At 64.7% G+C, this 24,851-nt stretch carries 26 protein-coding genes; 18 read left to right on the forward strand and 8 right to left on the reverse strand.

All coding sequences use genetic code 11. The features are described 5' to 3' along the window. The 7 genes from HUK84_RS01575 to HUK84_RS01605 all read left to right on the forward strand — a co-directional run. On the forward strand, positions 1-1,267 hold a 1,267-nt coding region (locus HUK84_RS01575; RefSeq protein ID WP_176638648.1), incomplete at its 5' end, for a chemotaxis protein CheA. Positions 1,268-1,309: 42 nt separating this feature from the next. Then, a complete protein-coding gene (locus HUK84_RS01580; protein ID WP_176638649.1) occupies positions 1,310-1,771 on the forward strand; it encodes a chemotaxis protein CheW in 462 nt (153 codons plus the stop codon). Then, positions 1,768-2,610, forward strand: a complete 843-nt coding sequence (locus tag HUK84_RS01585) for a CheR family methyltransferase (protein WP_176638650.1) — start codon at positions 1,768-1,770, stop codon at positions 2,608-2,610. The genes HUK84_RS01580 and HUK84_RS01585 overlap by 4 nt, the downstream gene beginning before the upstream one ends. 3 nt (positions 2,611-2,613) lie before the next feature. Further along, entirely contained in the window at positions 2,614-3,654 is a 1,041-nt protein-coding gene (locus tag HUK84_RS01590) for a protein-glutamate methylesterase/protein-glutamine glutaminase (protein WP_176638651.1), read from the forward strand. A 171-nt stretch (positions 3,655-3,825) separates the two neighbouring features. Then, complete coding sequence (locus tag HUK84_RS01595) at positions 3,826-4,215, forward strand: response regulator (RefSeq protein WP_176638652.1); 390 nt, start codon at positions 3,826-3,828, stop codon at positions 4,213-4,215. Then, complete coding sequence (locus HUK84_RS01600) at positions 4,212-4,772, forward strand: chemotaxis protein CheD (protein WP_317135213.1); 561 nt, start codon at positions 4,212-4,214, stop codon at positions 4,770-4,772. Before HUK84_RS01595 ends, HUK84_RS01600 begins: the two co-directional genes overlap by 4 nt. 27 nt (positions 4,773-4,799) lie before the next feature. Continuing rightward, on the forward strand, positions 4,800-5,219 hold the full coding sequence (locus tag HUK84_RS01605; protein WP_176638653.1) for a hypothetical protein: 420 nt from the start codon (positions 4,800-4,802) through the stop codon (positions 5,217-5,219). A 44-nt stretch (positions 5,220-5,263) separates the two neighbouring features. Here the strand turns inward: HUK84_RS01605 and HUK84_RS01610 are convergent, their stop codons facing one another. Together HUK84_RS01610 and HUK84_RS01615 are read right to left on the reverse strand one after the other, a co-directional pair. Continuing rightward, positions 5,264-6,766, reverse strand: coding sequence for a globin-coupled sensor protein (locus HUK84_RS01610; RefSeq protein WP_176638654.1), 1,503 nt, complete (start codon positions 6,764-6,766; stop codon positions 5,264-5,266). A gap of 62 nt (positions 6,767-6,828) precedes the next feature. Further along, on the reverse strand, positions 6,829-7,227 hold the full coding sequence (locus HUK84_RS01615; RefSeq protein WP_176638655.1) for a flagellar biosynthesis regulator FlaF: 399 nt from the start codon (positions 7,225-7,227) through the stop codon (positions 6,829-6,831). A gap of 289 nt (positions 7,228-7,516) precedes the next feature. Here HUK84_RS01615 and HUK84_RS01620 point away from each other — a divergent pair, with 289 nt between their 5' ends. Next, positions 7,517-8,494 carry a flagellin N-terminal helical domain-containing protein gene (locus tag HUK84_RS01620; protein ID WP_176638656.1) on the forward strand — a complete coding sequence of 326 codons (978 nt, stop codon included), beginning with the start codon at positions 7,517-7,519 and terminating at the stop codon, positions 8,492-8,494. 142 nt (positions 8,495-8,636) lie between these two features. Here HUK84_RS01620 and HUK84_RS01625 read toward each other — a convergent pair whose 3' ends face one another. Further along, positions 8,637-9,272, reverse strand: a complete 636-nt coding sequence (locus HUK84_RS01625) for a hypothetical protein (RefSeq protein WP_176638657.1) — start codon at positions 9,270-9,272, stop codon at positions 8,637-8,639. Positions 9,273-9,495: 223 nt separating this feature from the next. Here HUK84_RS01625 and HUK84_RS01630 point away from each other — a divergent pair, with 223 nt between their 5' ends. The 8 genes from HUK84_RS01630 (at position 9,496) to HUK84_RS23060 (ending at position 16,918) form a co-directional block, all read left to right on the forward strand. Then, positions 9,496-9,837 carry a flagellar hook-basal body complex protein FliE gene (locus HUK84_RS01630; protein ID WP_176638678.1) on the forward strand — a complete coding sequence of 114 codons (342 nt, stop codon included), beginning with the start codon at positions 9,496-9,498 and terminating at the stop codon, positions 9,835-9,837. Between the two features lie 9 nt (positions 9,838-9,846). Further along, entirely contained in the window at positions 9,847-10,122 is a 276-nt protein-coding gene (locus HUK84_RS01635) for a flagellar biosynthetic protein FliQ (RefSeq protein ID WP_176638658.1), read from the forward strand. 34 nt (positions 10,123-10,156) lie between these two features. Then, positions 10,157-10,969, forward strand: a complete 813-nt coding sequence (locus tag HUK84_RS01640) for a flagellar biosynthetic protein FliR (protein ID WP_176638659.1) — start codon at positions 10,157-10,159, stop codon at positions 10,967-10,969. A 74-nt stretch (positions 10,970-11,043) separates the two neighbouring features. Then, a complete protein-coding gene (locus tag HUK84_RS01645; protein WP_176638660.1) occupies positions 11,044-12,132 on the forward strand; it encodes an EscU/YscU/HrcU family type III secretion system export apparatus switch protein in 1,089 nt (362 codons plus the stop codon). A 238-nt stretch (positions 12,133-12,370) separates the two neighbouring features. Next, entirely contained in the window at positions 12,371-14,155 is a 1,785-nt protein-coding gene (locus HUK84_RS01650) for a flagellar hook-basal body complex protein (protein WP_176638661.1), read from the forward strand. A 299-nt stretch (positions 14,156-14,454) separates the two neighbouring features. Continuing rightward, positions 14,455-15,000 carry a flagellar basal body-associated FliL family protein gene (locus HUK84_RS01655; protein ID WP_176638662.1) on the forward strand — a complete coding sequence of 182 codons (546 nt, stop codon included), beginning with the start codon at positions 14,455-14,457 and terminating at the stop codon, positions 14,998-15,000. Between the two features lie 151 nt (positions 15,001-15,151). Continuing rightward, on the forward strand, positions 15,152-16,192 hold the full coding sequence (fliM, locus tag HUK84_RS01660) for a flagellar motor switch protein FliM (protein ID WP_281362717.1): 1,041 nt from the start codon (positions 15,152-15,154) through the stop codon (positions 16,190-16,192). 84 nt (positions 16,193-16,276) lie between these two features. Further along, positions 16,277-16,918, forward strand: coding sequence for a DUF6468 domain-containing protein (locus tag HUK84_RS23060; RefSeq protein ID WP_246285286.1), 642 nt, complete (start codon positions 16,277-16,279; stop codon positions 16,916-16,918). Positions 16,919-16,945: 27 nt separating this feature from the next. Here HUK84_RS23060 and HUK84_RS01670 read toward each other — a convergent pair whose 3' ends face one another. The 4 genes from HUK84_RS01670 to HUK84_RS01685 all read right to left on the reverse strand — a co-directional run bounded on the left by HUK84_RS01670 (position 16,946) and on the right by HUK84_RS01685 (position 19,311). Then, a complete protein-coding gene (locus HUK84_RS01670; RefSeq protein WP_176638664.1) occupies positions 16,946-17,422 on the reverse strand; it encodes a hypothetical protein in 477 nt (158 codons plus the stop codon). A 65-nt stretch (positions 17,423-17,487) separates the two neighbouring features. After that, entirely contained in the window at positions 17,488-17,919 is a 432-nt protein-coding gene (locus tag HUK84_RS01675) for a hypothetical protein (RefSeq protein ID WP_176638665.1), read from the reverse strand. Further along, the gene (locus tag HUK84_RS01680) at positions 17,916-18,224 is read right to left on the reverse strand and encodes a rod-binding protein (RefSeq protein WP_246285287.1); all 309 of its coding nucleotides are present in this window, start codon (positions 18,222-18,224) and stop codon (positions 17,916-17,918) included. Before HUK84_RS01680 ends, HUK84_RS01675 begins: the two co-directional genes overlap by 4 nt. A gap of 40 nt (positions 18,225-18,264) precedes the next feature. Next, positions 18,265-19,311: a flagellar basal body P-ring protein FlgI gene (locus HUK84_RS01685; protein WP_246285289.1), complete on the reverse strand. Its 1,047-nt coding sequence runs from the start codon at positions 19,309-19,311 to the stop codon at positions 18,265-18,267. A gap of 455 nt (positions 19,312-19,766) precedes the next feature. Here HUK84_RS01685 and HUK84_RS01690 point away from each other — a divergent pair, with 455 nt between their 5' ends. Further along, positions 19,767-20,705, forward strand: coding sequence for a lysozyme family protein (locus tag HUK84_RS01690; protein ID WP_176638668.1), 939 nt, complete (start codon positions 19,767-19,769; stop codon positions 20,703-20,705). Positions 20,706-20,740: 35 nt separating this feature from the next. Here HUK84_RS01690 and HUK84_RS01695 read toward each other — a convergent pair whose 3' ends face one another. Further along, complete coding sequence (locus tag HUK84_RS01695) at positions 20,741-22,312, reverse strand: tetratricopeptide repeat-containing glycosyltransferase family protein (protein WP_176638669.1); 1,572 nt, start codon at positions 22,310-22,312, stop codon at positions 20,741-20,743. A gap of 323 nt (positions 22,313-22,635) precedes the next feature. Here HUK84_RS01695 and flhA point away from each other — a divergent pair, with 323 nt between their 5' ends. Then, positions 22,636-24,711, forward strand: coding sequence for a flagellar biosynthesis protein FlhA (gene flhA, locus HUK84_RS01700; RefSeq protein WP_374729239.1), 2,076 nt, complete (start codon positions 22,636-22,638; stop codon positions 24,709-24,711). Positions 24,712-24,851 lie beyond the last annotated feature (140 nt).

Consider the following 24,851-nt stretch of genomic DNA (forward strand, 5'->3'; position numbering starts at 1 on the left):
GGCGGTTGCGCCCGCCGCGGCTGGTCCGGCGCCGGCCCGCAAGCCCGAGCAGGCTTCGATCCGTGTCGATCTCCACCGGATCGACGATCTGATGGATCTTGTCGGCGAGCTGGTGATTGCCCAGGCGGCCATCGAATCCCTGTCCCGCCATGGCGACAGCGCGACGCAGCAGGAACTGGTCCAGAGTATCGGCAGCATGCAGTCCCTGACGCGGGATATCCAGGACGCCGTCATGGCGATCCGGGCGCAGCCAGTGCGCGGCGTGTTCCAGCGCATGCAGCGCGTGGTGCGCGAAGCGTGCTCGATGACCGGCAAGGAGGTGGTCCTGACGCTTGCGGGCGAGGAGACGGAAGTCGACCGGACGCTGGTCGAGAAGCTGACGGACCCGCTGACCCATATGCTGCGCAATGCCGTCGATCATGGCATCGAAAAGAAGGAAGACCGAATCGCGGCCGGCAAGCCCGCGGAGGGCCATATCCGGCTGACCGCGGAGCACCGCTCGGGCCGGATCCTGATCACGATCGGGGACGATGGCGGCGGGATCGATCGCGCGCGCGTGCTCGAGACGGCGATCAGGCGGAACATCGTCGCGCCGGACGCGGTGCTGACCGACGACGAGATCAACAACCTGATCTTCGCGCCGGGCTTCTCGACAGCGGAGGCGGTGTCCGACCTTTCGGGCCGGGGCGTGGGCATGGACGTCGTCAAACAGGCGATCCTGAGCCTTGGCGGCAGGGTCGCGATTCACAGTGTCCCGGGGAAAGGGACCACGTTCAGCCTGAGCCTTCCGCTGACATTGGCCATTCTCGACGGCATGGTGATCGTCGCCGGCGGTTCGACCATGATCGTTCCGATCTCGGCCGTGATCGAGACCATGATGATCAAGCGCCGGGATATTTACGCCCTGCCCGACGGCAGCAACGTCATTTCGATCCGCGGCGACTGCATGCCGCTGATCCCGCTGGCCGCGGCGCTGGGCCTGTCGGACTCTCCGCCGGCGGGTTCGCCGGACGATGCGATCATCCTTGTCGTCGAGAACGAGTCGGGGGCGCGGGCCGCCCTGGTCGTGGAGGAGATTCGCGACCAGACCCAGGTCGTCATCAAAAGCATAGAGAACAACTACCGGCAGATATTCGGCGTGTCGGCGGCAACCATTCTGGGCGACGGCAGCGTTTCCCTGATCCTCGACGCTCCGGCATTGATTGCGTCCGCCGTCGGGCATCTCGACAACAAGCCCGCGCGCATCCGCGCGGGGCTGGCGGCGTAGCGACATCATGCCGATAATCGGTAGCGAGGCAGGAAACCGGACATGACGGAACAGACAGAGGTTGCTGACGCCACGATCGTCAAGATGATCATGTTCGCCATAGGGGAGCAGGAATATTGCATTCCGATCCTGAGCGTTCGTGAAATCCGGGGATTCGAGAAGACGACGACCCTGCCGTTCGCCCCGCCCTATGTCTGCGGGGCCATCAATCTGCGCGGCGTCATCCTGACGGTGATCGATCTGGCGGTCTATCTGAACGTGCCGCCGCAGGCCGACAATCCGCGCCGCGTCGTGGTCTTCGTCGAGTCGCAAGGCGGCGTCGTATGCGGGCTGCTGGTCGATCGCGTCATCGACATGGCGGACATCGACCTTGGCGACGTGCAGAGCGTATCCGATGACGGCAGCAGCCTTGGGGGGCTGGTGCTGGTCGACAACCGGATGATCGGCGTCCTTCGCCTTGAAACCGTGGTCGGACAACTGGTCGGGGATACGGTTTCCGCATGAACGGCCTGACGCCGGTCGGCGAGTCCGATTATACGGATACCGATTTCCAGAGGGTACAGCGGATCGCGCAGGCGCAGGCGGGCATCCATCTTCCTGCGACCAAGCGCGCATTGGTGTATTCGCGCGTCTCGCGCAGGGTTCGGGAGCTTGGCCACGCCTCGTTCCGGACCTATCTGGATTTCGTGCAGGCGCCGGGCGGCGAAGGCGAGATGGAGAAGCTGGTCTATGCCCTGACCACGAATGTCACGAGCTTCTTTCGGGAAAAGAAGCATTTCGAGCATCTCGAAACCGTCGTCGTCCCTCGCCTTGCCGCGAACATCGCCGCGGGCGGGCGCGGAAGGGTGTGGTCGGCGGCGTGCTCCACGGGGCAGGAACCCTGGAGCATCGCCATGTCCATCATGACGGCATTTCCGGACGCGGCGGCGCATGACATGCGCATTCTCGCGACCGACATCAATGCCGACGTGGTCGCGCGGGCCGCGGGCGGCGTCTACCCGGATGAGGAAACGGAGGGCATACCCGCGGCGCGGAAAGCCCAGTTCATGGAGTCGTGCGGCGACGGCGATTACCGTTTTGCCGGCCCGATCGGCCGCCTTCCTGCGTTCCGCGTGCTCAACCTCAATGCCTCCTGGCCGATCAGGGGGACGTTTTCGGCCATTTTCTGCCGGAACGTCGTCATCTATTTCGACGAGGCGACGCGTGAGCGTCTGTGGCAGCGCCTGTCCGACAGGCTGGAACCGGGCGGCTTTCTGTATGTGGGCCATTCCGAACGCGTATCTTGCGCAACCCAATGCGGGCTGACGCAGGTGGCCCCGACCATCTACGAAAAGGACGACTGAGCGTTGGAGAAGCCGGTAAGGGTTCTGGTGGTCGACGACTCACGAACGATAAGGGCACTGATACGGAGATCCTTCGAGCAGTATCCCGATATCGTCATCTGTGGCGAAGCGGCGAACCCGATCGAGGCCAGGGACCTGATCATCAAGGACCAGCCGGACGTCATTACGCTCGATGTCGAGATGCCCGGCATGAATGGCCTGCAGTTTCTCGACAAGATCATGAGGCTGCGTCCGATTCCGGTCGTCATGGTTTCCAGCCTGACGGCCCGGGGGGCCGATACGGCGATCACCGCCTTGCAGATGGGCGCGTTCGACTGCTTCGCGAAACCGGCTTCGGTGGTCGGGACGGATGCGTTTGCGGGCCTGGCGCGTCTCGTTCGGCTGGCCGCGCAATCCGATCCTGCCGCCAAGCCGCGGCGCCGCGATCCGAACAGCGTGCCGGACGTGCAGAGAAGCTGGGCCCATTGGTTCGAACTGGTGGCGATCGGGGCCTCGACGGGCGGGGTGGAGGCGCTGGAGCTGGTGCTTGCGGGTTTTCCGCGACAGAGCCCCCCGATCATCGTCTGCCAACATATGCCGGCTTTGTTTACCGCCAGTTTCGCCAAGAGGCTGGACCAGAAGATCGAGGCGCTGTCCATCCGCGAGGCCAGGGACGGCGAAATACTGGCCCCGGGCTGCGTCAGGATTGCGCCGGGAGGCGACCGGCACGTGGCCGTGGAACGGCGCGACGGCCGATGCATGACGACGTTCCTGAAATCGGCGCCGGTGAACGGCCACTGCCCGTCTGTCGACGTCCTGTTCGATTCCATTGCGAAGCAGGTCGGCAATGATGCGCTGGGCATTATCCTGACCGGCATGGGGCAGGATGGCGCGGCAGGTCTCCTGGCCATGCACCGGGCCGGAGCCCAGACGATTGCACAAGACAAGGCGTCTTCGGTCGTCTATGGAATGCCGCGGGTCGCCGCCGAAATCGGGGCGGCATCCCGGATCGTCTCTCTTGACCAGATCAGTGCCGCCGCCATGACGGCCCGCGCGCTGACATGACCCCAGGACGACGCCCGATTCCATTGGCTTACTGGTATTTCTCTGTCTCGTTGCCTTGGCCTGTCCGCGCCGTGTCCGGCCGATCGGACGGGGCTTCGGCACCGGGCAACCGTAGATCGCGATCGACGCCGGCGGACTGGCCGGATCTGGATGGGAAATGAGGAGGAGACTATGCCAGCGGCTTCACAGATCAGGGCGCTGATCGTTGACGACCAATCGTCCATCCGGCAGATCTTGGCCAACAGCCTGATGCAGATCGGCTTCGCGCACATCGCGCAGAGGAAGGACGGCAGGGAAGCCGTCGAATATCTCGACCAGAATCCGACGCATCTCGTGATTTCCGATTTCAACATGCCCGTCATGGACGGGCTGGCCCTGCTGCGTGCCGTCCGCGGCAACCCGAAGACGCAGAAAGTCGCGTTCATCATCCTGACCAGCGAGGCCAGCCGGGACCTCGTTCAGGAAGCCGTCAAGGCCGGGGTCAATAATTTTCTTGCCAAGCCTTATACCGTCGCAAAACTGCGGGAGGTGCTTGAAAAGGTGTTCGGGCCCATAACGTGACGGACATATCGACAATCACGACGGTCGTACAGGGCGAAGTGGTCGTCTCGGACGATCCGTCGACTCTTCTGGTTACCCTTCTCGGCTCATGCGTCTCGGTCTGCATGTTCGATCCGGTGGCCGGCGTCGGCGGCATGAACCATTTTCTGCTGCCCGATGGAGATGACGGCCATGGCGGAACGGCCATGCGTTTCGGCGTCAATGCGATGGAGAAGCTTGTCAACGGGATTCTCAAAGCAGGCGGGAGCCTCGATCGGCTGCAATGCAAGGCATTTGGCGGCGCGGCCATCATTCCGTCGCTGGGGCATATCGGGCAGGAGAACAGCCGCTTCGTCCTGCGATATCTGGCGGAAGAAGGGCTGCATTGCGTTTCGCACAGCCTGGGCGGCAGCCAGGCCCGGCGGGTCAGGTTCTGGCCCGCGACCGGACGGGCGCAGCAGAACCTGGTCCACGATGCCAGGACTGTCGGGCATCAGGAAGAAGCGTACAGCCGGCGAGAGGCCGAAGCCGAACGGAAATGGGCGCGGGAAGCCGGCTCGGGCGTCGAACTGTTCTGACCGTCAGGGCGCGGAGAAAGACTGAAGATGGAAACAGATTCCGCCACGATGCGGGCACCGGGCCCACACACCACCCCGGGTGCCACCCCGGACGGCACCCCGAACATTACGATGCATGAGGCCGTGGCGAGAATGGCGTGTCTTCTGGACGCGGCCTGTGAGGATCTTGTTCACGCCCAGCAGGCCGTCGAGACATGTGTCAGGGGCCTGGCGCTGAGCGATGCGGACATGAGCAGCCTTCAGAAGCTGGACGTCGCGACACAGACAGTCGCGGCCGTGACGACGGTTCTGAGAAACCTGATATCCCTTCCCCACCCCGGGCCGGCGGACGGCGTCAGTGTGGCCGGTCTGTATGACGGGGTTACGCTCGGGGCGGTCGTGCGGGCCCTGAAAGGGACGCACGCACCGGACGGATCACTGCCCGCCGGGACGATCGACCTGTTCTGAAAGCCTGTCCGGACCCGGGACGGTGCCGGTTGCCTCGGGCCGCATCAGGACAGCCGGAAATTGCTGACCAGTTCCATCATCTTGTCCGACCGCTGCGTCAGCGCCGTGCAATCGTCCGATGCATGCCTTGTCATGGCGGATGTCTTTTCGGAAATGTCGCGCAGCTCGGCGGCCTCGCGATGGGTGCTGCGGACGCTGTTCTCCTGATTCCCGATTTCGGTATTGATTCGGGCGACGGCGTCGCGGACCACCGTGATGCTGGTCCCGATCTCCCGCAATGCGTCCGTCATCTGGCTGACCGCCCTGTCGCCGTTGCGGATCACGGTTTCGCTTTGGCGCGCGCTTGCCGCGATCTGTCGTGCCGCCTCGGTGGTCTTGGCCGACAATTCGCGGATCGCGGTCGCCACGACGGCAAAACCGCGCCCGGCGCTTCCGGCGCGGGAGGCCTCGACATTGGCGTTGAGCGCGAGCAGATTCGTCTGGACCGCGATATCCTGAATCGTACCGACAAGCTCGGAAATGGTCTCGCCCGCCTGCCGGATATCCGTCATCGTTTCGCGCACCCTGCGGATATTTCCATCCCCGAGAGCGGCCGCGGCCACACAGGTCCTGACGGCCACGCCGGCCGCTTCGGTCTGCTCGGCGACGTCGGACAGCGACTCCTCCAGCGCGGCCGTGGCGCCGGTAATCCTGCGGATCGAGCCGACCTGCGCGTCGCTCTGGCTGAGGATGCGCGCACTGTCCTTGCTGATCGACGCCGCGGATTCCCGAACCAGGGCGGATGCCCGGCGGATTTCCGAAGCGATTCCCCCCAGCCCGTCCTTGAGCCTGGCGAAGACGGACGCCAGGAGGGGCGATTTTTCCATGACCGTCCGGTCGAGCGTCGTCGACAGGTCGCCGCCGGCCACCTGTTCCAGGGCCCGTGCGATTTCGCCCAGCGCGGCCTGCTCGCGCTCGGCCTTGCGGTTCGTCTCTTCCAGGCGGAGCAGATAGGTGGAGAGTGCGAGGTCCATGTCCAGCATCGCCACGCGGATGAGCGTGCCGATCTTCTCCCCCAGCAGCGCGGCGTCCTGCGGTTCGGCGGCGGGTGATGGTCGGCCGAACAACCGGGAGAAGGCGGCCTGGCCGCGCGGGCGGCGCGAGAACTCCGCGTCGATCATCCGGCGGACGATGCCGTCGAGCAGAACCGCATATCCGGCCAGATACCAGCGCGGTTCGAGCCCGATCACGGCATGGGTCCCGCCGATTCGCGTGACGGCCTGAACATAGTCGGGGCCGAACCGGCCCGAAAGAATCGTGTTCCAATGGGCCAACTGATGCGATCGGGCCGCGCCCATCTGGTGGTCGCCCTGAAAGAAGCGCGCCAGTTCGGGCGTCTGCTTCACCCGATCGTAGAAATCATCGAGGCTGGCTTGCAGGACATCGCCCAGGCCGGAGCGCATCTCGGAGAGGATGCGGCTTTCCCTGTTGCCGATCCTGAGGAAGGCAAGCCTGTCCGCGATCGACCGCGGCGACGCGCCACCCGCTCCGGCATCCGGATTCTTCATGACCGTGACACTCTCTCTGCGGTGCCGATCCCACCGCCCGCTTCCGCCACCGCCCGCTTCCGTCAGAACGCGGCGAGCGGATCGGCGCCTATTGCATCGCTATCCGAGACGGCCTCGAGGCCGGCCAGGACATTTTCCGCGATCTCGATCAGGGGGGCCAGGGACAGGTCGGAATATAATATCGCCCTGATTCCGTATCTCTGGGCCTGGTCCGCCAGCCTGACGAAAAGCCTGCGGTCCTCCTCGGGCGTAAGACCGTTATCCAGGGCGTTCGCCTGCATGATCATGGACCAGAAACGCTGATGCCGGGACAATGCCAGGCGGCGAACGGCGACATCGGAACTCAGCGACGCGGTCTCGAGTTCGTCGATGAGCATTCTGAAGCATGCGGCCTCGGCCTCTCTGCCCGACAGGGAGGAGCCGCTGATGCTCTGATAGGCTTTGATCGCAGGATGAATCATGATGTTACCGTCTGGAGTCCGCCGCGTACGACACCGGCCATGATGCCCGATATCGGCCACTGGTCCAGTAAACACTACTACACACCCGGAACCCTGACCAGTTGGGGCCGTGGGATCGCCGGTCGTTCCGGCAGGCGTTCGACGGGCGTGCAGGCGCCACGATCCGGCCGCGGCACGACGCGAAAAAACATCCGCGTCGACAGGGCTGGTAACCTTCTCTTAGCCGTTTGCCGATTTTCTGGCCTGGAACTGGTGCGACAACGGCACGAGTCAGCATGGAGAAAACACCGTGAGCCTTTCGATCAACACCAACACCTCGGCCATGATCGCCATCGAAACTCTCGATGCGACGTCGACCAGCCTGAGCCAGACGGAAAACGTGGTCTCGACCGGCCTGCAGGTGTCCTCGGCCGCCGACAATGCCGCGGCCTATGGCATCGCTCAGCAGATGTCGGGCAACATTTCCGGCCAGACCGCCGTGAATAACGGCCTGACCTTTGCCTCGCAGACCGTCAGCTCGACGGACAGCGCCGCGAACCAGATCATCAGCGTGCTGGGAAATATCCAGAGCGCCGTAACGTCGGTGGGCAACAATCTGGGCACGCCTGCCTCTCTGGGACAGATCGGCACGCAGATCACGGGTCTTCTCCAGCAGATCGACACCATTGCCCGCAACGCGACGTTCAACGGCGTGAACCTGCTGTCCGGCGGCACGGCCGACGGCCAGGGGATCACGTCCAGCCAACTGACCTACGTGACCGGCCTGGGGGGCGATTCGGCCACCATCAGCGGCTTCAATTCGACGATCGCCGGCTATATGACCACCTCCTCCTCGGTGTCCGTCAGCGGCACGAGCGGCACCACCTTGACGGACGCGCTGGGCCTGACGACGGGCAGCTCGGCCGGCACCAACCCGACCGCCAACGTGTTCGTCTCCGTCTCGGCGGCCGGCGCGGGCAGCCTCGGCTCGGCCTTCACCGGCTCCAACGCGGTCGCCGACATGATTTCCCAGGTTCAGGCGGCCATCCAGGCGATGACGAACGTCACGTCCGACCTGGGCGCCAACACGAACAACATCGCCAACATGTCCACCTATGGCCAGACCATCTCGGACAATTTGACCGCCGGCGTCGGCGCCCTGACGAATGCCGACATGTCGGCCGCCAGCGCGAAGCTGACCTCGCTGCAGACCAAGCAGTCGCTGGCGATCAAGTCGCTGACCATCGCCAACTCGCAGTCCCAGAACATCCTCTCGATGTTCCAGTAATCTGGGGCAAGGTTAGCGCGTCCTGCCTCCGAAATTCGTGTGATGGATTTCGGAAGCAGTTTGCCATCACGTCATTGATTCTATTTGTGAATACCCCCGATTTCGGTCGGGGGTATTTTTTTCGCCGCGCGGCGGCAGGCCGTCATTCCACCTGGCCGTTGGAAATCCTGACATACAGGGCGACCGGATTCCCGGCGCTGTCCGTGCCCACCTGAAGAGCCGACCATCGTCCGGGCGAGAACACCCATGTATCGGCCAGGCTGGCCACCAGGCCATGTGGCCTGCATGTGCCGCCGGCGCCCCCCTGCGCCTGCGTGTCCTGCCCCTGCGTGTCCTGCTGCTGGGCGCACTGGGCGAGGTCCGCGTCGTTGAGAGGGAGGTAGACGGTCGCGTCCATCTGCGCGGTGCGTCCGCTGATCTGGATGGAGCCTTCCACCCCTGTCTTCTGCCCGATCGCGGCGGCGCCACTGGCGCCGTCCGGCGCGCCGCGCGTCACGACGTCCGAGAAACGAGTCGCGTCGCCGGCGCAGATTTCCGCCGATGCGATTCCGATCGGCCGCACGGCGCCGGCTCTGCCATCCTGACGGGCGAGCACGCGGATTTCCGCGATATGGACAGCCCCCGCGGGGCAGCGGATGCCATCCTCGCCGGTGCCGGCGGCCCGGCACGTGCCCCCGAGCAGCATTGCCACCGGCAAGACAGCCAGCGTGGTCCCGCATACCGGCCGGCACCAGCCGCGCCTGCCGCCGGCATCCTTCATCGCGCGCGGGAGATTCATCCTGTACCGACCGATCAATATCGTGCTCCACGCACTTGCTGTCCGGCTGCACCCTATCGCCACTGCCGCGACGGCTTCAACACCCCCCTTGGCGCACGGGCCGGGACCATGGGCGCCGGGCGCAATTGCGCTATTATATTTTAACGGGTGGTAAAAGCCGCCGACCTTGTCGTTGCCGGATGCCTGGGTTATGCCGGGGCATCGAAGACGTAGCGCGGACAGGATGATCAGCGACATCACCACACGCAGTCTGGATGCGATCAATGCCTATGGGCAGACGCAGAAGACGTTACAGCCGGCCAACGACGGCCCGGATGGCGGCCAGGCTTCCCCGTCGTCGGATATCGTCTCCAGCTTCGGCGACGTGCTGGGGAGCGCGCTCAACAACGCCGTCGCGACAGGCAAGAGCGCCGAGGCGCAGGCCGCCGCGGGCCTGTCCGGCACCGGCAATTTGACGGATATCGCGACGTCGGTCGAAGAGGCGAAGCTGACGTTGCAGACCGTTACCACGATCAGGGACCGCGTCGTTCAGGCCTATCAGGACGTCATGAAGATGTCGATCTAGGCGACGTGCATGCATCATGCGGTCGATATTCATGAGATATTGCGGCAGACCCTGCTTGTGACCGTCAAGATGGGCGCACCCTCTCTGCTGGCGTCGCTGTGCGCCGGCGTCCTGGTCTCGCTGATGCAGGCCATGACCCAGGTGAGCGAGGCGACATTGTCCTTCGTGCCGAAATTCGTGGCGGCGATGGCCGCCCTGCTGCTGACGGGCTCGTTCATGTATTCCACATTGAACACCTATGCCCATACGATCTTCGACCAGATGATCATGGTTGGAGGTTCATGAAAAGGCGCGACATGCGCGCGGCCGCCACGCGAGGATGACCGGGGACCCGTCTTTTCCCGGCGGCTCGCTCGCCGTGCTGGCCGCCATGTTTCTTGTCGCGCTCTGCCGTGTCAGCGCCATGGTGATGACGGCCCCCGGACTCGGTGAGACGACGTCGCCCATGGTGGTCAGGGCGGGAATCGCACTGGCCACCACCGTGACCATCCTGCCCGTCATCCAGGACCGCCTGGTGCATGTGGCGGGCACGGCGATGCGCGTGCCGTTCATGGCGGTGGCCATCATCGCGGGCGAGCTTCTGTGCGGCGCATTCATCGGATGGCTGGCCAGGCTGGTGGCGACGGCACTGGGCGTCGCCATGCAGATCATCTCGATCTTCACCGGCCTGTCCAGCGTGCTGCAGCCGGACGTGGAACTGGGGGCGTCCAGCACGGCCATCAGCCATATGGCGTCGTTCCTGGTGCCGGTCATCGTCCTGTCCACCGGTCTGTACGTGTTTCCCCTGGCGGCGGTTGCAGGGTCGTACACCCTGTTCCCGCCGGGCCACATGCCCATGGTGGGCGACATGGCGAAGAGCGTCACGGCGGCCACGGCGCAGAGTTTCGCCCTGGCGGTCCAACTGGCCGCGCCGTTCGTCCTGATCGGGACCTTGTGGCCGGCGATGCTGGGCGTGCTGAACAGGCTGATGCCGGCCATCCAGGTCTATGCCATCGCCATGCCGGCGCAGCTTCTGGGCGGCGTGCTGCTGCTGGCCATGCTGATCCAGGTCATGACCGGCGTCTGGGAGGGGCGGATGAACGATCTGCTGGCCGGCCTGCCCGGGATAGGGGCCGGCGTGGCGCGACGCTGACATGCGACGCTAAAATTCCCGCCGCCTGCATTCGGTCATGAATTCCGGCGGCGGACCATCAGGGACGAACATGCATGCCAGAGGAAGGATCGGGCGGCGGAGAGCGGAGCCAGGCCCCGACCGAGAAGAGGCTCCAGACCGCCCGCGAGGACGGCAATGTCGCCCAGTCCCGGGAATTGCAGATGCTGGTCGTGCTGGGCGCGTTTCTGATCGTCTTCACCATGACGACTGCGACGGCGGGCCGCGCGTTTCTTGGCCACATGCATGGCCTGATGGAGCATTTCGACACGATCTCGCCGGACATGCCGTCGGTCTATACGGCGACCCTGCTGGCCGGCCGCGAGGGAGCGCTGCTGGCGGCACCGCTGGCGCTGGCCAGTCTGGTGGTCGTCGTCGCGTGCAGCATGCTGCAGACCGGTTTTCTGTTCCGTCCGCAGGCCCTTGTCCCGGATATTACGCGCCTGTCCCCCATTCGTGGACTGACACGCCTGTTCAGCGTGACCAACCTGGTGGAACTGCTGAAGAGCCTGGTCAAATTCGTGGTCTTCGGGCTTCTGCTCTATGGCGTGGCGCAGGGCACCTTGCGCGTGGCGCCCGAAGCCGAGCGCTGGACCATTCCCCGCCTGTCGTCGGAACTGATGGCGTGGTTCGCGTATGCCACGCTGATCATCCTGGTCGTACAATGCGTGATCGCCGTTCTGGACGATCTGTGGACCCGGTACCACAGGCTGAACGGATTGCGCATGAGCCTGCAGGATATCAAGGAAGAAACGCGCCAGACCGACGGCGATCCGCACGTCAAGGCCAAGCTGAAGGTGATCCGCCGCAGGCGCGCGCGGCAGCGCATGATACAGGCGGTCAGGAAGGCCACGGTCGTCGTGACCAATCCGACCCACTACGCCGTGGCGCTGTCTTACGAAAACGGCGCGGACGGCGCGCCGAAGATCGTCGCCAAGGGAATGGACGAGCTGGCGGCCCGGATCCGGCACGCGGCCGAGGATGCGAAAGTGCCCGTGGTGTCGAACCCGTCCCTGGCGCGCGCCCTGTATACGCTGCCGCTGGATGCGGAAATTCCGCCGGAATATTTCCAGCCCGTCGCAGCGATCATCGCATATGTCATGAAGCTGAGGACCCCCGGATCGCGCGCGCCTCGGAAATCATGAGCCAGGAAGCCCTTGCGTTTCACGCCGCGCATGCTACTCAGGGCCCTAGCTAGGCATCGGTGTCGCGCTGGGAATGTTTCGGCCGCCATTCCATGTCCGTAAGATCGCTGGCCTGGACTCTGCCATACCGGATATTGGTGTGCGGCGCCGTGGATCGTTCGACCACGGCCGGACCTTGATCTTTCCGCCTGACGGCGGACAGGACAGACAGTGACGCGCACAAGGCTAGGGACGGCTTATGTCAGTTTTCAATGCCCTTTCCACGGCTGTCAGCGGCATCAACGCGCAGTCGACCGCGTTCACGAACCTCAGCAACAACATCGCCAACAGCCAGACGGTCGGCTATAAGGCCGACAGTACCGCGTTCCAGGACTTCGTGGCCGGCTCGCTGAACGGGAACGCGGCGTCGGAAGACGTTTCGGACTCGGTTGCCGCGGTGACCGTGCAGCATGTGGACCAGCAGGGCACGTCTTCGACCAGCACCGACAGCCTGGCCTCGTCCATCTCGGGCAACGGCCTTTTCGTCGTGTCCAAGGAGACCGGCACCGCGACCTCGGGCACGACGCAGTTCGAATCCCAAAACTACTACACGCGCAACGGCGAAATCTACGAAAACAATTCGGGATACCTGGTCAATACCAGCGGATATTATCTCGACGGCTATATGGTGAATGACAGCACCGGCGCGCTGGAAACGAACCTGTCGCAGCTCAATGTCAACAATGTCGCGTTCCGGCCGACGCAGACGACGACCCTGACGCTGAATGCCACCGTCGGCACGCTGCCGTCCAGCACCGCGCCCACGACGGGCTATACACCGCAGACCTACACGGCGACGCCGGTCACGACCTATGACGCCGATGCCAACGCGCACCAGGTGGGCCTGACCTGGACGCAGAGCGCGACCAATCCCTATGTCTGGACCGTCAGTGCCTATGATGCCGGCGGCAACGGGGCGATCGCGGCGAATGCGGCGACCGTGACGTTCGGCACCAATGGCGACCTGAAATCGATTTCCTATCCATCGTCCGGCGGCGCGACGACCACCGTCTCCGCCAGCGGCGCGGCCGCTTCCATCCCGATCGCGGCGACCTATAACGGGGTCACGCAGAACATGACGCTCAATCTGGGCACGATCGGGGGAACCAGCGGCACCACGATGGCGGCGTCCACCGGTACGGCGAGCACGAGCGGAATTCATGCCCTGACCACCGATCCGGCGACGGGCGGCCTGATGATGGCCGCGTCCCCGACCACCCTGGGGACCACCACCGGATCGAACCAGAGCTATACCACCGCGCCGTTTTACGATTCCGCGTCCGGCAGCTATGTGTCCGCCGTCTGGACGCAGGCGCCCGTCACCAGCAACGCCGCCACGGGCGCGAGCAGTTCGTCGACGACGTGGAACCTCAAATTCGTCGACCCCTATACCGGGGCCGCTTCGGACACGTATCAGGTCGCGTTCGACCCGGCGACCGGCGCCGCGAGTTCGGTGACGGACACGACGACCAATACGTCCGGATTGTCGCTGAGCAACCTGAACGTCACGGTCGGCGGCGCCACGCCCCAGAGCTATACCGCCAATCTCGGCGGTACCCAGCTTTCGACCAGCACGACGCTGGCCACCGACAGCTCGGCCCTGACCTCGGACAGCGTCGCCTCGGGCACCTATGAGGGCATCGCGATCCAGAGCGACGGCTCGGTCATGGCCGAGTTCGACAATGGCGACACGCAGCTTGTGGGCAAGATCGCCCTGGCCGACTTCGCCAACGTGAACGGCCTGAATGCCGTCGACGGCCAGGCCTATACCGCCACGGCATCGTCCGGCACCGCCAATATCGGCACCGTCGGGCAGAATGGAACGGGCACGCTGTCGGTCGGCTATGTGGAATCCTCCACGACCGACCTGACCAGCGACCTGTCCTCGCTGATCGTTGCGCAGGAGGCGTATTCGGCCAATGCCAAGGTCGTGACGACGGCCGACGATCTGCTGCAATCCACGATCGCGATGAAGCAGGGATAATGTTGCGGCTGGCCTGTGACGGATGCGGGCCAGCCATGAATCCAGTCCGAACGCCTATGTTCGGATGGACAGCACGGCATGAGATTGTTCCGCATCGGCGATACGGAACAATCTGCGAGACTCCGATGCCGTTTTATATTCGGACCTTCATTGCGCGCGAACGTCGCATAAATGGCCCCGGCCTGCTTTGGCGCGCACCGGATCCCTGCCGCCGGGCAGGCCGCCATTCCCATTGAGCACGCACCATCCAGGGGCTAAACTGACACCAAGTCGTTTTTCCCTCCCGGAGCCATCCAGATATGAGCGAGACTGTAGCCGGCGGCGCGCCCAAATTCCCTGCCGGCGAAGAGAAGCGGGAATCGATGGCTGCGGACACTGCGGCTGCGGGCCGGCAGGCGAATCGAAAACTGATGATCGCCGGGGGGGCAGCCCTGGTTCTGATCGCCGGCGGCGGTGCCGCCCTTCTTGAGAAGGGCAACCTGTTCCGGGCGGTCGAAAGCGACGTGGCGACGGACACGAAGTTGGCGAAGGGGGTGCTGCATCGCCCTATCCTGCTTGGAATCCCGCCGATCGTTTCCAATCTGGACAATGGCGACGGGCGCCCCGTCTATGTGAAGCTGACGGCCAAGGTCGAGATATCCGGCGCGCGGGACGAGGCCGCGCTTCAGACCACGATCCCGGAAATTCAGGACATATTCCAGACATACCTGCACGAGACGCGCCCCGAGGACATCCGCGGCAACGGGATATACCGGCTGCGCGAAGCGATCCTGCGCCGCCTGAGAGCCGAGCTGGCCCCGCTTGAGGTCACGAACCTGTACCTGGTCGAATTTCTCGTCCAGTAGACCCATGGATTTATTGGAATTTTGAGAAAAATTCAGCAGGACCAACGGTGAAGACGTCATGCAGGATGTAAACGGGACGGCCGCCGGGGCACAATCCGGCGCATCGCACGATGCGGCGAACGCGCAGCCTGCCGCCTTGGAAGACGCTGCGATGTCGTTCGGAAACGGCGTGACGGGTGGCCACGTGCTGGATCAATCCGAGATCGACAGCCTTCTCGGCAATGCGTTTTCCGGCCTTCCCACCCGGGAAGAAACCGGCATGGAGCGGGTCATCCGGGCCGGGTTCGTGGCTTATGAACGCCTGCCCATGCTGGAGATGGTGTTCAACACGCTGGTCAGGCTGCTGTCATCGACGTTGCGCAGCTTCACGAACGGCAATGTCGAGATCACCATGGAGAGCATGCGCTCGATACCGTTCGGCGATTATATGAACATGGTCCCCTCGTCGTCCCTGTTCGCGGTCTTCAAGGCCGTGCAATGGGAGAATTACGGCCTGATCATCGTCGATTCCGCGCTGTCATATTCCATTATCGACATCCTGCTGGGCGGACCGCGCGGCGTGGGCCATGCCGGGATGGAAGGCCGCCCGCATACCGCGATCGAACGGTCCCTGATCGAAAAGCTGATCGCGCTGACGCTTCACGATCTGTCGGCGGCCTTCAGCCCCGTCTGTTCGATCGACCTTACGTTCGAGAGGCTTGAAGTCAGTTCGCGATTCGCCACGATCACCCGGGCGTCGAATGCCGTGGTGATGACGAAGCTGCATATCGATATGGACGACAGAAGCGGCTATCTGGACCTGATCGTTCCCTATGCGACGCTTGAGCCCGTGCGCGACCAGTTGTCCCAGCAGTTCATGGGTGAGCGGTTCGGCCGCGATTCGATCTGGGAGAGCCACCTGATGTCCGAAATTCTCGAGACCGAGGTGCAGGTTTCCGCAATATTCGAGGAAAAGACCGTGCCGCTCTCCACGGTTCTGAACATTCGCCCCGGCATGCAGATCGCCTTTCCGTACCAGAGCGACACCCCGATTCCTGTCACGCTTCAATGCGGGCAGACCCCCCTGTTCGAGGGCAGGCTGGGCCAAATGCATGGCAAGGCCGCCGTGAAGATCGAAAGAAGGCTGGTCCCGTCCGACAATCCGCACGACCATCGCGAGCCCATCCTGCCCTCTCCCGCGCCGGCGGAATGAGAGCGTGAAAAACTAAAAAAATCTTTACTGTCCGTTATCCGCCCGCCGCTTCACAACCGGGCCAGACTGGGGGCCATCCGGCAGATGCTGACACAGATCCAGGTGATCATCGAGATCGTTCTGTCGTTCTTCCTGCTTTTGGGAATTATCTATAGTTTTTATCTGAGCCGGATTCTGTCGAATCTGAAGCGGGACCGCGCGAGCCTGCTTGGCCTGGTCGAGAAATTGGCAAGCAGCGTCAAAAGCGCCGAAGACGGGGTGGAGAAACTGCGGATTGCCGGCGAAGTCAGTGGCCGGCCGCTGAGCCGGATGATCGAGCAGGCCAAGATGATGGGGACGGAACTCGACACCATGGTCGACAAGGCCGACGCGACGGCCGATCGGCTTGAAGCCCTGGCGACACGGATCCCATCCCGCGAGAAGCAACTTGAAGCGCTGATCGAGAAGGCCGAGGAAATCAGGCTGGACCTGCTCAAGAAAGCGGAAGGCGCCGGCAACGGGCTCGGCGCACCGCAGGGCACGGCGGATCCCCAGGACGGTTTGACCATGGCCGATCATCCCGCGGACGGTAACCCGGCAGGGCCGGCGGCCGGCGATGCGGATGCGCCGGCCGCGGACAACATCTTGCCGAAGGAGGCCAAAATCCAGGCATCTGCCCCGGCCAGACGCAAGCGCCGGCAGTTGGAGGCGCTTGAGAAAACCTTTCTGGCGCGGTCGATCGGATAGGGGCCGGCATGTCCGGTCCGCTGTCCGCTACCAATAGCCCCCCGCCACATGACGTGGCTGGGTCGGCCCCGGATCGGCGCCGGGTGACCATGCGCTCCAATCCCATGACGCGGTATCGCGCCTGTTTTCCGCGGCCATCGCCTGCATGTCCGGCACGGCCGGCATGACCGGCACCGTCGTCCGCCCCCGTTTCGCCGGGGTGACGAGCACATTGTACGCCAGCACGGACCCCATATACACGCAGCCGCACCCGATCGGATCGGCATAGAGATAGACCGGCCCCATCGAGGACGGGCGATAGGTCAGCACGCCCGGCGGAAGCGTATTCATCATGGCGTAACGCGCCGTCGTATCGGCCGCATGGGCGATGAAGCCTGCCTCGGACAAGCGCTTTCCCGCATCCAGATAGGGCTTGGCCGGAGACGAGCATCCGGCCAGCGCGATGCAGAGCAAAGCGGCGCGCCCCGCCCCGGCATGACGATATCGGCGGTTTCGTGGATCCATGGAATGGTTCTCTATCGCGCGCTTTGCATGATTTCCGACGGCATGCGCAGGACAAGCGCCGCCTTTCAGACGTCGCTGCGCAGCGTCAGCGCGCCCTGGGGGATGGTATTCGTCGCGTATTGGCCGGACGAACCATAGCCGGCGCTGGCCATCTGGGCCGCCTCGACGACGATCAGCCGGAGGACGTAATTCTGCGCGTCGATCGCATTGCGCAGCAGCCGGCGGTTGGTGCGCACCAGGGCGCCGAAATGCCTTGCCGCCGCCTCGGTCTCGGGCGTCAGCAGGGCTGATGTCCGGTCGGGGGATGCCGGCGCGGCGTCCGGGCCGGCCAGGACGCCCTCGAGCGCCTCCATCTCCTTCTGTTTTGCGGGAAGCATGTTCACCACATCCTGCAGCTTTCCGGTCTTCAGAAGGTCGTTCTCGCGCTCGAGAAGGGCGCAGACCTTTTGAAAACCGCGCAGGAGCACGGCCGCGGACCGGTCCGGCGCGCGATTCATGACCCGGATCGCTCCTGCATGGCCAGCATCTGCCGATACACGCTGTCGGCAATGCCGATCCCCCCGCTATCGGCGATCTGCTTCCCCATTTCCTGGACCTGAAGCGCCCGGAACTGCTTTTCCGCCGGGCCGCCGCCGAACCTGTTGTCCGTCATGTCGACGGTATCGAACATGGGCTTCAGAAGCTCACCGATGGTCACGGCTTCGAACGCGACGGCCGCATTGCGGGCCTGCGCGGCCTTGCCCGCACTGATGTCGGGTTGCGCGGCCGGGCTTTGCGGGGTGACCGGAGACAGCGCGGACATGGCAATCCCTCCATTCATGCTCTGGACATTCATGTTCCGGCTACCTGACCTCGAGATCCGCCTGGAGCGCCCCGTCGGCCTTGATGGCCTGCAGGATGCTGATCATGTCCCGGGGCCCCATGCCCAGAGCATTCATGCCCGATACGAGACTGGCAAGAGTCGGCCCCTCGCGCAATATTCCGAGGCGGTGCGAATTGTCGGTACTGGCGTTGATCTGCGTCCTGGGCAATATCGCGGTCGTTCCGTTCGAGAACGGAGCGGGTTGGGATGCCTCGGGCAGTTCCGTGATCTGGATCGTCAGATTCCCCTGGGCGATGGCAACCGTGCTGATGCGGACATTGTCGCCCATCACGATCGTCCCGCTGGCCTCATCGACGATGACCTTGGCCATCGTATCGGGCTCGACGGTAAGGTCGCCGATCCGATAGAGGGTTTCGGCGGGATCGCGCCCCGACAGATCGATGGCGATGGTGCGCGGGTCGTCGACCCGGGCCAGGCCGCGCGCGACATGGCGGTCGATGGCCTGGACGATCCGGGTCGCCGTCGTGAAATTGGGGTTGCGCAGCGACAGATGGATGACCCCGCCCGCGCCCAAGGTCACGGGCACTTCGCGCTCGACCACCGCACCGTTGGCGATGTGACCGCTGGTCGGTATGTTCTGCGTGAGCGTGGCGGCTGCCCCGCCGGCCGCGAACGCGTTGGTCACCAGCGATCCCTGCGCGACGGCATAGACCTCGCCGTCCGCCGCCTGGAGCGGCGTGACGAGCAGGGTGCCGCCCGTCAGGTCGCGGGCATCGCCGACGGCGGACACGGTCACGTCGATATGGCCGCCGCCATGCGCGAAGGGCGGCAGCGTGGCCGTCACCATGACGGCAGCCACGTCATGGGTCTGAAGCTGCACCTCCTGGTCGCGAATGTTCACGCCGAGGCGGTTGAGCATGCTGATCAGCGTTTCGCGCGTGAAGAGCGTATTGGTCAGGCGGTCGCCCGTGCCGCGCAGGCCGACGACGAGGCCGTAACCGACCAGTTGGTTGTCGCGCACGCCTTCGTAATCGACAATATCCTTGATCCTGACCATCGCGGCCATGGCGGACGAGACCGGAGACAATCCCGCCAGCAGGAACGCGGCGGCGGCCAGCGCCAGGATCCGGCGCGGCCGGCCTGACGTTCCGGCCCGGCGACGGGGAAGGACGGCGGCCACTTCGTCGCGGCGGCTTGCACGGCCGCGGTACTGGCCGGCCACCATGAGGTCATTCCCCATAAAATCCGCTTACCTTTGCGCTTCGTTCCATGGGCGATGCCACGAACGGGCCGTGGTGCGGCGCAGAATACGCGCGCGCGCCATGACATTCAATGCCCCGACCGGCCCGAAAAAGCGCCCCGTCCTCTTCTCGATTTCGGAAAGATCAGATCCGCGCAGGACATTATTGCTGCGTTATGTTCCCGTATCGCCGGTCCGGTTGTCAGACGTCATGATGATGGGGTAATTCAGCCGGTGGCGCACGATGAGGCGCGGTTCGAGACGCCTGTTCGGGACGCTCCATGACACTCCGGATCCATCTCCAGGCCCGCTGTTGCGGCCCCCCATGGAACGCCGCCGGCGAAGAACGGGCAATCGTCTGCCGCGCCCTCTCTCTGGCCCCTTCTCTGGCCCCCTCTCTGGCATTGATTGCGGCCGCGATCCTGCTTCAGCCCGTGCAGAAAGCTGCCGCCCGGTCCCCCGAATCGTCGCTGTGCGCCACGGCGGCCGCCCGGGCCGAGCGCGCGCTGCGCATCCCGGATGGGTTTCTCGATGCCATGAGCCGCGTCGAAAGCGGACGGCCGGAGCCGGACGGGAGCATTTCCGCGTGGCCATGGACCGTCACGGCAGCGGGAATCGGCCACTACTACCCGACGCGGGCCGATGCTGTCGCCGCCGTCGGGACGTTTCGCCAGCAGGGCATCCTGTCGATCGATGTCGGCTGTCTGCAGATCAACCTGCAGCAGCATCCGGACGCCTTTACCTCTCTCGACCAGGCGTTCGATCCGGGCGAAAACGCGCTTTACGCGGGTCATTTCCTGCTGCGGATGCACGACAGGATGGGAAGCTGGCCGCGGGCGGCGGCGGCCTATCACTCCCAGACGCCCGGCATCGGCACCCAGTATCAGTGGAAGGTCCTGGAAGCGTGGGCGGTTCCCCAGGACGGACGGGATGCGCAGAACGCCTTGCGGCGGAACGGCCAGGCGGCGTTCGCGTCCGCACCGCCCTTTGCGCATCCGGCCATGGCCGGCATGGCGGGCCGGCAGACGGTCCTGGCCGCCGCCCCCTCCCCCGCTGATGCCGGGACGGCGGGAGCCCCTGCCAGGATATTCCATCCCTTCCAGGGCTTCAGGCATTTCTCGGAGCCTTCTCTGCACAGGCCGGCGGCGGGAGGGATGCGCGGGCGCACCCTTGCCTCATACCGCGCCAATCCGGTGGCGCTGGCCGCCCCGGCGGGCTGATTGATGCCCTGCCCTGCTGTGACTGCCCGGGTCCGTCAGCCCGCCTTCCAGTTCGCCGCCCAGTCGCGCAGCGCGGCCCCGACATCCTGAAGGACCGGGGCGAAGGATCTTTCTTTCGCGCGGAACACGCGCATGTTCGGATACCATGGCGAACGGGTCCCTTCGTCCCCCCAGCGCCAGCAGGCATCCCAACGGCTCACGAGCCAGACCGGGCAGCCAAGCGCGCCCGCGAGATGCAGCGGCGACGTATCGACCGAGATGACCAGGTCGAGATTCTTCATGATGCATGCGGTGTCGGCCATGTCGCGGACGTCGCCCATCGGATCGAACAGGGCCTGGCCATGCCATGACGCGATTTCGGCGCGCGGCATGCCGAACTGGAGGTTGACCAGCGTGGCCCCGACGGGGCACAGGGCCGCGCCCATTTCCGCCAATGTCGTCGAACGGCGCCTGTCGGCCATGACGTGCTCGGACCGCACCCGCCGGTCACCCGCCCAGACCAGGCCGACGCGCGGCCGGCCGGCCGGCAATTCGGCTGCATACCTGGCGACGCCGGCGGGATCGGCTTGCAGATAGGGAATATCGGCGGGAATGTCGCTTTCGGACGCTACCCCCGCGATGAATGGCAGGTCGGGGATGGGGGCGGCGTAGCTGTAGCCATCCTCCTTGCTGAAATCCTGCGCGTCCCCGACGGATACGCCCGGATAGGAGCGGGCCAGAAGACGTACGAGGGGCCGGGGTACCGCGACGGCCACCTCCGCCCCCCTTTCCAGCAGCCAGGGCACGAAACGGACGAACTGGAGCGTGTCCCCCAGCCCCTGCTCGTGATACAGGAAAATCTTCTTTCCCCGCACGTCGTCACCATGGCGCAGGCGCGGCAGGGACAGGAACCACGCCGCCTTGTTGTCGATGATCGGCTCGCGCTCGGCATAGCGGGCCCACCCGTCGCGCAGATTCCCGGCCTTGATGAGCGCGCAGGCATATCCAAACCCGATCTTCGGATTTTCCGGCTCGAGCACCAGGGCTTTCTCGTACCAGGGGATGGCCTGGGCCGAGCGGTTCAGGCGTTCGAGGGCGCAGCCCACATTGTTGAGAAGCGCCGCCGTCATGTCCCCGCCGTCGAGATGGGCCGCCAGGATCTTGAGCCCTTCGAGAGGATATCCGGCCTCGAGCAGCGACATGGAGATATATTCGCACAGATTGGCCTGCTCGGCGGGATAGCGCAGCATCAGTTCGGAAAAACGCGCGCATCCCCCCCCGACATCGCCCTGCGCCACGCGGATATGGGCCAGGAACGCCTGGGCCGGCACGTTGTCCGGCTGGTTCCGCAGCACGTTGCGCAGCAGGGTCTCGACGATGTCGTAGCAGGTCGTGTGCCGCAGGATCACCGTCGCTCCGGCGAGACTCAGCAGCCAGTCATCGAGGTGCTGGAAGACCACTTCGAGAACCAGGCGCGTCCCATCGAGCGCCTGCCGCTGGTCGAACAGGGCATCGCAGACCTGGATCAGACCGGTCGGAGTCGGCGACCGCAGCAGGGCTGCCTTCCAGATCTCGACGTTCAGAGGCTGACCGATTGCGTCCGCGCCGGCCGTTACGGTGTCCTGCATCTCAATTCCTGTCGTGCATGTCGCTCTGCGGTGCCCCGGGCCACGCTTTCCCGCCTTGCTCAAAGCCGCCTATGACGGTACTTATCGCCCCAGAAATCGACCCATGCAATGCGCAGGAGAACGGCCAAGCCGGTTGCGGCCCGCGCGGCGGATTGCGCCGGGAGCACCGTGTCGCAAAGGCACGCGAAAGGAAACGTGGCATCTTGGACACCGCCAAAGGCGTTACGGTAAAAAAACCGGGCGACGGCAGGCTGGCGGAACGGACCGCCGCCGCGCGGCAGAAGATTTCGTCGGTTTCACGCAATCTCTCGCAATCGGCCGGCCTGCTGCGCGGCGACGGCTGGAAGAACCTGCCCTGGCGGTCGCTGATTCCGGGAACGGATGTCGGCCTTGCGCTCGGCGTTCTGCTGTTCCTGTCCATCCTGATCATTCCGCTGCCGACATTCATTCTCGATGCCGGATTGTCGCTGTCGATCACCGCGTCCGTGCTTGTCCTGATGGTGGCGCTGTTCCTCGAGCGGCCGCTGGACTTCACGTCGTTCCCCACCCTGCTGCTGCTGACGACCCTGTTGCGCCTGTCGCTCGAAATCGCGACCACGCGCCTGATTCTGAGCCACGGCAGTGCCGGGATCTATGCCGCCGGCCATGTGGTGGCCGCGTTCGGCGGCTTTCTGATGGGGGGCGACGTCGTGATCGGCGGGATCGTGTTCTGCATCCTGCTGGTGGTGAACTTCATGGTCATCACCAAAGGCTCGGGGCGCATTGCCGAGGTGGCCGCGCGCTTCTTCCTCGACTCGATGCCCGGCAAGCAGATGGCGATCGACGCCGACCTGTCCTCGGGCGCGATCAACGACCGGGCAGCGCGCCGGAAGCGCAAGGAACTCGAAGAGGAAAGCGCCTTCTACGGCGCGATGGACGGAGCCGCCAAATTCGTTCGCGGCGATGCGATCGCCGGAATCATCATTACGGTCATCAACATCGTCGGCGGCCTCGCCATCGGCGTGCTGCGGCACGACATGCCGCTGAGCGAGGCCGCCAGCACGTTCACGACCCTGACGGTGGGCGACGGCCTGGTCTCACAGATTCCGGCCCTGCTGGTGTCGACCGCCGCCGGTATCGTCGTGACGAAAGGCGGCACGGATGGCTCGGCGGACGTCACGCTGGTCCGTCAGCTCGGCGGCAATCCCAAGCCGTTGGCCTTGGCGGCGGCCCTTTCGGCCTGCTTTGCCTTCATGCCCGGCCTGCCCGCGCTTCCGTTTCTCCTGATCGCCGCCCTGGCCGGCGCCGGGGCGTGGTGGCGCCACAAGGCGCCCGCCAAGGATACGGACGGAGACGTGACCGAGACCGCGGCCCCGCCGGCGTCGGCGCCGATTTCCGACGTCCTCAGACTCGATCTCCTGCGTCTCGAACTCGGCTTCGGCCTGCTGCCGCTGACCAGCGGCGAAAACGCCCAGCTGACCGAACAGATCAAGGCGCTGCGCAGGACGATCGCCACCGAAATGGGATTTGTGACGCCGCCCGTCAGGATACAGGACAATATCCTGCTGCCGACGGATCGCTATGTGATCAAGCTGAAGGAAATAGAGATCGGAGCGGGTGACGTGAAACCCGGGAAGATGATGGCCATGAGTCCGTCCGGCAGTACCCCGCCCCTTCCCGGCGACAAGGCGACGGAACCGGCATTCGGCCTGCCCGCGGTGTGGATCGATCCGGCGCTTAAGGCCAAGGCCGCCGCGTTGAAATGCACCGTCGTCGATCCGGCCAGCGTCATCGTGACGCATCTGAGCGAACTGGTCAGGCAGAACCTGCCCGATCTTCTGACCTATGTGGCCACCCAGGCGCTTCTGGACGATCTTCCGCGGGAGCAGCAGAAACTGGTCAGCGACCTGATTCCGTCGCAGGTGACGCTGAGCACCGTCCAGCGTGTCCTGCAGTCCCTTCTGGCCGAGCGCGTCTCGATCCGCGACCTGCCGACCATTCTGGAAAGCATACAGGAAGGCGCCGGCCAGGGCCTGCGCGGCGTGCAGAACCTGACCAGCCATGTGCGTGTCCGCCTGTCCCGGCAAATCTGCAACAGCTTGACGGGACCGGCGGGATATATCCCCATGATCACGCTGTCGCCGGAATGGGAATCCGAGTTCCTGGCCCATATCACCGGACAGGGGGACGAGCGGCGCCTGGCCATGCCGCCCACCCTGCTGAGCCGGTTCGTCGCGAAACTGCGCGAAGCCTTCAACACCGTCTCGTCAAGCGGCGAGGTGCCCGTCGTCGTCGTTTCGACACCGGTCCGGGAGTCCATGCGGTCGATCGTGGAGCGCGTGCGCCCGACGATATCGGTCCTCTCGCAATCCGAAATATATCCGCGCGCGCGGATCAAGACGGTCGCGACGATCACGTGACGGCCGAGCCGGCGGAGGGTCGCATCCGCCTCTTTTCATTCCGCCGTGCCTTGTTTTACGTGAGAAGCCCCTATAGAACTGACGCGTGGGAAGGCCATTTACTGGCCCGATACGCAATCAGGTCGTGCTCTGCGCGTCGC

It is taken from the genome of Nguyenibacter vanlangensis, from assembly GCF_013376155.1.
In the GTDB taxonomy this organism is placed as follows: domain Bacteria; phylum Pseudomonadota; class Alphaproteobacteria; order Acetobacterales; family Acetobacteraceae; genus Gluconacetobacter; species Gluconacetobacter vanlangensis.

Excerpts from the sequence above, each read along its gene's own strand:
- HUK84_RS01615 (WP_176638655.1), bottom strand. The coding sequence starts at position 7,227 with ATGATTCATCCTGCGATCAAAGCCTATCAGAGCATCAGCGGCTCCTCC.
- HUK84_RS01610 (WP_176638654.1), bottom strand. The coding sequence starts at position 6,766 with ATGAAGAATCCGGATGCCGGAGCGGGTGGCGCGTCGCCGCGGTCGATC.
- HUK84_RS01595 (WP_176638652.1), top strand. The coding sequence starts at position 3,826 with ATGCCAGCGGCTTCACAGATCAGGGCGCTGATCGTTGACGACCAATCG.
- HUK84_RS01635 (WP_176638658.1), top strand. The coding sequence starts at position 9,847 with ATGCATCATGCGGTCGATATTCATGAGATATTGCGGCAGACCCTGCTT.
- HUK84_RS01605 (WP_176638653.1), top strand. The coding sequence starts at position 4,800 with ATGGAAACAGATTCCGCCACGATGCGGGCACCGGGCCCACACACCACC.
- HUK84_RS01645 (WP_176638660.1), top strand. The coding sequence starts at position 11,044 with ATGCCAGAGGAAGGATCGGGCGGCGGAGAGCGGAGCCAGGCCCCGACC.
- HUK84_RS01695 (WP_176638669.1), bottom strand. The coding sequence starts at position 22,312 with ATGCAGGACACCGTAACGGCCGGCGCGGACGCAATCGGTCAGCCTCTG.
- HUK84_RS01580 (WP_176638649.1), top strand. The coding sequence starts at position 1,310 with ATGACGGAACAGACAGAGGTTGCTGACGCCACGATCGTCAAGATGATC.
- fliM (WP_281362717.1), top strand. The coding sequence starts at position 15,152 with ATGTCGTTCGGAAACGGCGTGACGGGTGGCCACGTGCTGGATCAATCC.
- HUK84_RS01690 (WP_176638668.1), top strand. The coding sequence starts at position 19,767 with ATGACACTCCGGATCCATCTCCAGGCCCGCTGTTGCGGCCCCCCATGG.
- HUK84_RS01685 (WP_246285289.1), bottom strand. The coding sequence starts at position 19,311 with ATGGCCGCGATGGTCAGGATCAAGGATATTGTCGATTACGAAGGCGTG.
- HUK84_RS01650 (WP_176638661.1), top strand. The coding sequence starts at position 12,371 with ATGTCAGTTTTCAATGCCCTTTCCACGGCTGTCAGCGGCATCAACGCG.
- HUK84_RS01640 (WP_176638659.1), top strand. The coding sequence starts at position 10,157 with ATGACCGGGGACCCGTCTTTTCCCGGCGGCTCGCTCGCCGTGCTGGCC.
- HUK84_RS23060 (WP_246285286.1), top strand. The coding sequence starts at position 16,277 with ATGCTGACACAGATCCAGGTGATCATCGAGATCGTTCTGTCGTTCTTC.
- HUK84_RS01585 (WP_176638650.1), top strand. The coding sequence starts at position 1,768 with ATGAACGGCCTGACGCCGGTCGGCGAGTCCGATTATACGGATACCGAT.
- HUK84_RS01670 (WP_176638664.1), bottom strand. The coding sequence starts at position 17,422 with ATGGATCCACGAAACCGCCGATATCGTCATGCCGGGGCGGGGCGCGCC.
- HUK84_RS01625 (WP_176638657.1), bottom strand. The coding sequence starts at position 9,272 with ATGAATCTCCCGCGCGCGATGAAGGATGCCGGCGGCAGGCGCGGCTGG.
- HUK84_RS01630 (WP_176638678.1), top strand. The coding sequence starts at position 9,496 with ATGATCAGCGACATCACCACACGCAGTCTGGATGCGATCAATGCCTAT.
- HUK84_RS01680 (WP_246285287.1), bottom strand. The coding sequence starts at position 18,224 with ATGTCCGCGCTGTCTCCGGTCACCCCGCAAAGCCCGGCCGCGCAACCC.
- HUK84_RS01675 (WP_176638665.1), bottom strand. The coding sequence starts at position 17,919 with ATGAATCGCGCGCCGGACCGGTCCGCGGCCGTGCTCCTGCGCGGTTTT.
- HUK84_RS01655 (WP_176638662.1), top strand. The coding sequence starts at position 14,455 with ATGAGCGAGACTGTAGCCGGCGGCGCGCCCAAATTCCCTGCCGGCGAA.